This window comes from Pseudomonas sp., assembly GCF_049645325.1.
Taxonomy (GTDB): Bacteria; Pseudomonadota; Gammaproteobacteria; order Pseudomonadales; family Pseudomonadaceae; genus Aquipseudomonas.
Map to the genome: position 1 here is coordinate 1 of NZ_JBARTQ010000411.1, position 4911 is coordinate 4911.

Annotated in this window: 5 protein-coding genes; all 5 read left to right on the plus strand. The window is 61.6% G+C overall.

Features of this window, described 5'->3' with window-relative positions; genetic code table 11:
* Positions 1–174 precede the first annotated feature (174 nt).
* The 5 genes from WBB95_RS17830 to WBB95_RS17850 all read left to right on the plus strand — a co-directional run bounded on the left by WBB95_RS17830 (position 175) and on the right by WBB95_RS17850 (position 4801).
* A complete protein-coding gene (locus WBB95_RS17830) occupies positions 175–999 on the plus strand; it encodes an NAD-dependent epimerase/dehydratase family protein (protein ID WP_424488788.1) in 825 nt (274 codons plus the stop codon).
* 30 nt (positions 1000–1029) lie between these two features.
* A complete protein-coding gene (locus WBB95_RS17835) occupies positions 1030–1905 on the plus strand; it encodes an SMP-30/gluconolactonase/LRE family protein (protein ID WP_424488789.1) in 876 nt (291 codons plus the stop codon).
* 51 nt (positions 1906–1956) lie between these two features.
* Entirely contained in the window at positions 1957–2928 is a 972-nt protein-coding gene (locus WBB95_RS17840; protein ID WP_424488790.1) for a TRAP transporter substrate-binding protein, read from the plus strand.
* Between the two features lie 63 nt (positions 2929–2991).
* Positions 2992–3519: a TRAP transporter small permease gene (locus tag WBB95_RS17845; protein WP_424488791.1), complete on the plus strand. Its 528-nt coding sequence runs from the start codon at positions 2992–2994 to the stop codon at positions 3517–3519.
* A gap of 1 nt (position 3520) precedes the next feature.
* Positions 3521–4801: a TRAP transporter large permease gene (locus WBB95_RS17850; protein WP_424488792.1), complete on the plus strand. Its 1281-nt coding sequence runs from the start codon at positions 3521–3523 to the stop codon at positions 4799–4801.
* Positions 4802–4911 lie beyond the last annotated feature (110 nt).

Genomic DNA, 4911 nt, shown 5'->3' on the forward strand with positions numbered 1-4911 from the left:
AGCGCGGGGCAAGCCCGCTCACCACACAAGCGTCTCACCACTAGAAACCTGCTCGCCACAGCCAGCGTTCGTCACACCGTTACCTTTTGTCCAATGTCGCGTTGACAACCCAGGGAGTCCAAAACGATACTTCCACCAAGTCATACGACAACCTACAACAACAATGGAACCCCCATGACCACAACCACCCCCGTGCCTGTTCCATTCAACCGCCTGCTGCTCACCGGTGCCGCCGGTGGCCTGGGCAAAGTCTTGCGCGAACGCCTGCGCCCTTACGCCCAGGTGCTGCGCCTGTCGGACATCGCCGACATGGCCCCCGCTGCCGATGCCGCCGAAGAAGTGCAACCGTGCGACCTCTCCGACAAACAAGCCGTGCACCATTTGGTGGAAGGCGTCGACGCCATCCTGCATTTCGGCGGCGTGTCGGTGGAGCGTTCCTTCGAAGAAGTGCTCGGCGCGAATATCTGCGGCATTTTCCATATCTACGAGGCCGCGCGTCGGCATGGCGTGAAGCGTGTGATCTTCGCCAGTTCCAACCACGTGATCGGCTTCTATAAACAGGGCGACGTTATCGACGCCCATTCGCCACGCCGTCCGGACAGCTACTACGGCCTGTCCAAGTCCTACGGCGAAGACATGGCGAGTTTCTACTTTGATCGCTACGGTATCGAGACTGTGAGCATCCGCATCGGCTCCTCGTTCCCGGAACCGCAGAACCGCCGGATGATGCACACCTGGCTGAGCTTCGATGACCTGACCCAATTGCTCGAACGCGCGCTGTACACGCCGAACGTCGGCCACACCGTGGTCTACGGCATGTCGGATAACCTCGACACCTGGTGGGACAACCGCTACGCCGCGCACCTGGGCTTTGCACCCAAGGACAATTCCGAAGTGTTCCGCGCCCAGGTTGAAACCCAGCCCCCAGTGGCCGCCGACGACCCGGCCAAGGTCTACCAAGGCGGCGCGTTCTGCGCAGCGGGCCCGTTCGGTGACTGAGCGCACATCAACCCAAGGGAATGAGTTGCCATGACTGCTGAATTGATCGTCGACGCCCGCAATGCCGTGGGCGAATGCCCGGTGTGGGTGCCGCAGGAAAACGCGCTGTATTGGGTGGACATTCCCAACGGCGGGTTGCAACGCTGGAGCGCCGCCACCGGCCATATTGCCGCCTGGAAAGCCCCGCAGATGCTCGCCTGCATTGCCCGCACGGAGGCAGGCAACTGGGTCGCCGGGATGGAAACCGGCTTCTTCCAACTCACCGCGCATAACGACGGCAGCCTCGACACCACGCTTCTGGCGAGTGTCGAGCACCCGCGCCCAGACATGCGCCTGAACGACGGGCGCTGTGATCGCCAGGGCCGTTTCTGGGCCGGCAGCATGGTGCTGAACATGGGCCTGAATGCGGCCCAGGGCACACTGTACCGCTATGCATCCGGCGCGCCACCGCAGGCGCAACTGGACGGTTTCATCACCCTCAACGGCCTGGCCTTCAGCCCTGACGGCCGCACGATGTATGCCTCGGATTCACACCCGCTGGTGCAACAGATCTGGGCCTTCGACTACGACATCGACACTGGCACGCCGTCCAATCGCCGCGTGTTTGTGGACATGCACCAGTTCCTCGGCCGCCCTGACGGCGCGGCGGTCGACGCCGACGGCTGCTACTGGATCTGCGCCAACGATGCCGGGCTGGTCCACCGCTTCACCCCCGACGGTCGCCTTGACCGCTCGCTCACCGTCCCGGTGAAAAAACCCACCATGTGCGCCTTTGGCGGCAGTCGCCTGGACACCCTGTTCGTCACCTCTATTCGTGATGACCAGAGTGAACAGTCGCTGTCCGGCGGCGTATTCGCCCTCAACCCTGGCGTCCAAGGACTGCCCGAACCCTGCTTCACCCTCTAGCTGCATTGCTGTGCCTTGAAAAAAACAATAACAAGATTGGAGAGCTACCCCATGGACTTCAAACGCACCTTGCTGGCCGCTGCACTTCCTCTCACCTTCCTGTTCGCCAACGCCGTCCAGGCGCTGGAGATCAAGGTGGCCGACATCCACCCCGACGGTTACCCCACCGTCGTCGCCGAGCGCAACATGGGCGCGGCCCTGACCCAGCAAAGCAACGGCGAGCTGACCTTCAAGTTCTTCCCCGGCGGTGTGCTGGGTTCCGAGAAAGAAGTCGTCGAACAGGCGCAGGTCGGCGCGATCCAGATGGCGCGGGTCAGCCTCGGCATTGTCGGGCCGGTGGTGCCGGACGTTAACGTGTTCAACCTGCCTTTTGTATTCCGTGACCAAGCGCATATGCGCAAAGTCATCGACGGCGAGATCGGCGATGAAATCCTCGCCAAGATCACCGACTCCGAATTCGGCCTGGTCGCCCTGGCCTGGATGGACGGCGGCACGCGCAACCTCTACACCAAGAAACCGGTGCGCACCCTCGAAGACCTCAAGGGCATGAAGATTCGTGTGCAAGGCAACCCGCTGTTCATTGATGCTTTCAATGAAATGGGCGCCAACGGCATTGCCATGGACACCGGCGAGATCTTCAGCGCCCTGCAGACCGGCGTGATCGACGGCGCGGAAAACAACCCGCCGACAATGCTCGAACACAACCACTACCAGAACGCCAAGTTCTACACCCTCACCGAACACCTGATCCTGCCCGAGCCCATCGTGATGTCGAAAATCACCTGGAACAAGCTCACCCCCGCGCAGCAGGCCATGGTGAAAAACGCCGCCAAGGTCGCCCAGGCCGATGAGCGCGTGTTGTGGGACGCCAAGTCCGCCAGCAGTGAGACCAAACTCAAGGCCGCCGGTGTCGAGTTCATCACCGTCGACAAAAAGCCCTTCTATGACGCCACTGCGCCGGTGCGTGCGAAGTACGGTGCGGCGTACGCCGACATCATCAAGCGCATCGACGCGGTCGAGTAATCACCCTCCTTCCAGCTAGGCCGGGCGCGGTCGGCATCGACGCGCCCGGTTACGGTGAACGCCATGAAGAATTTACTGCTGCGCATCAACGACCGCATCTACATGACCTGCATCTGGGTCGCCGGCCTCTCGGTTTTGGGGGTCGCACTGATCATTCCCTGGGGCATTTTTGCCCGTTACATCCTCGGCACCGGCGCAAGCTGGCCGGAGCCCACCGCCATCCTGCTGATGCTGGTATTCACCTTTATCGGTGCCGCCGCCAGCTACCGCGCCGGCGCGCATATGTCGGTGGCAGTGGTCACTGACCGTTTGCCGCCGCGCCAGCGCCACCTCGTCGGCATCTTCTCGCAATTGCTCATGGGCACCATTTGCCTGTTCATGGTCATTTGGGGCACCAAGCTGTGCATGTCCACCTGGAACCAATTCATGAGCGCCATCCCTACCCTGCGCGTGGGCATCACCTATATGCCGATCCCGATTGGCGGGCTGCTGACGCTGATCTTTGTCGTGGAAAAACTCCTGCTCGGTGACCAGAGCAATCGTCGGGTTGTGCGCTTCGACCTGGTTGAAGAAAGCGAAGGGGCCGCTTGATATGGACGCATTGATTCTGTTGGGCAGCTTTATCGCCTTGATCCTGATCGGCATGCCGGTGGCCTATGCCCTCGGGTTGTCGGCGCTGATTGGCGCATGGTGGATCGACATCCCGTTCCAGGCCCTGATGATTCAGGTGGCGGGCGGGGTGAACAAGTTTTCGCTGATGGCGATTCCGTTCTTTGTGCTGGCCGGGGCGATCATGGCCGAAGGCGGCATGTCGCGGCGGCTGGTGGCGTTCGCCGGGGTGCTGGTGGGCTTCGTGCGGGGTGGCCTGTCGTTGGTCAACATCATGGCCTCGACATTCTTCGGCGCGATTTCCGGCTCGTCCGTGGCGGACACCGCCTCGGTGGGCTCGGTGCTGATTCCGGAAATGGAACGGCGTGGCTACCCGCGCGAATTCGCGACGGCGGTGACCGTCAGTGGTTCGGTGCAGGCGTTGCTGACCCCGCCCAGCCATAACTCGGTGCTCTACTCCCTGGCGGCCGGCGGCACGGTATCGATCGCCTCGCTGTTCATGGCCGGCGTGGTGCCGGGCTTGCTGATGAGCGCGTGCCTGATGGTGCTGTGCCTGATTTTCGCGAAGAAGCGCAACTACCCCAAAGGCGAAGTGATCCCGTTGAAGCAGGCGCTGAAAATCGCCGCCGATGCGCTCTGGGGCCTGATGGCCATGGTGATCATCCTCGGCGGCATTCTCTCGGGCATTTTCACCGCCACCGAATCCGCCGCAATCGCCGTGCTGTGGGCGTTTTTTGTGACCATGTTCATTTACCGCGACTACAAATGGCGCGAGCTGCCCAAGCTGATGCATCGCACGGTGCGCACCATTTCCATCGTGATGATCCTGATCGCCTTCGCCGCCAGCTTCGGCTACATCATGACCCTGATGCAGATCCCGGCGAAGATCACCACGCTGTTCCTGACCCTGTCGGACAACCGCTACGTGATCCTGATGTGCATCAACATGATGCTGTTGTTGCTCGGCACGGTGATGGACATGGCGCCGCTGATCCTTATCCTGACGCCGATCCTGCTGCCGGTAGTGCTCGGCATCGGCGTCGACCCGGTGCACTTCGGCATGATCATGCTGGTGAACCTGGGGATTGGCCTGATCACCCCGCCGGTGGGCGCGGTGCTGTTCGTGGGCGCGGCGGTGGGCAATGTCAGCATCGAGAAAACCGTGAAGGCGCTGCTGCCGTTTTATGCGGTGCTGTTCCTGGTATTGATTGCGGTGACTTACATTCCTGCGCTGTCGTTGTGGCTGCCGAGCGTGGTGCTCTGACACCCCACTAAAGCCAGCGGAGATCCCATGTGGGAGCTGGCTTGCCTGCGATATCGGTGTAACAGTCACAGATGCAGCAACTGATAGACAGCCATCGCAGGCAAGCCAGC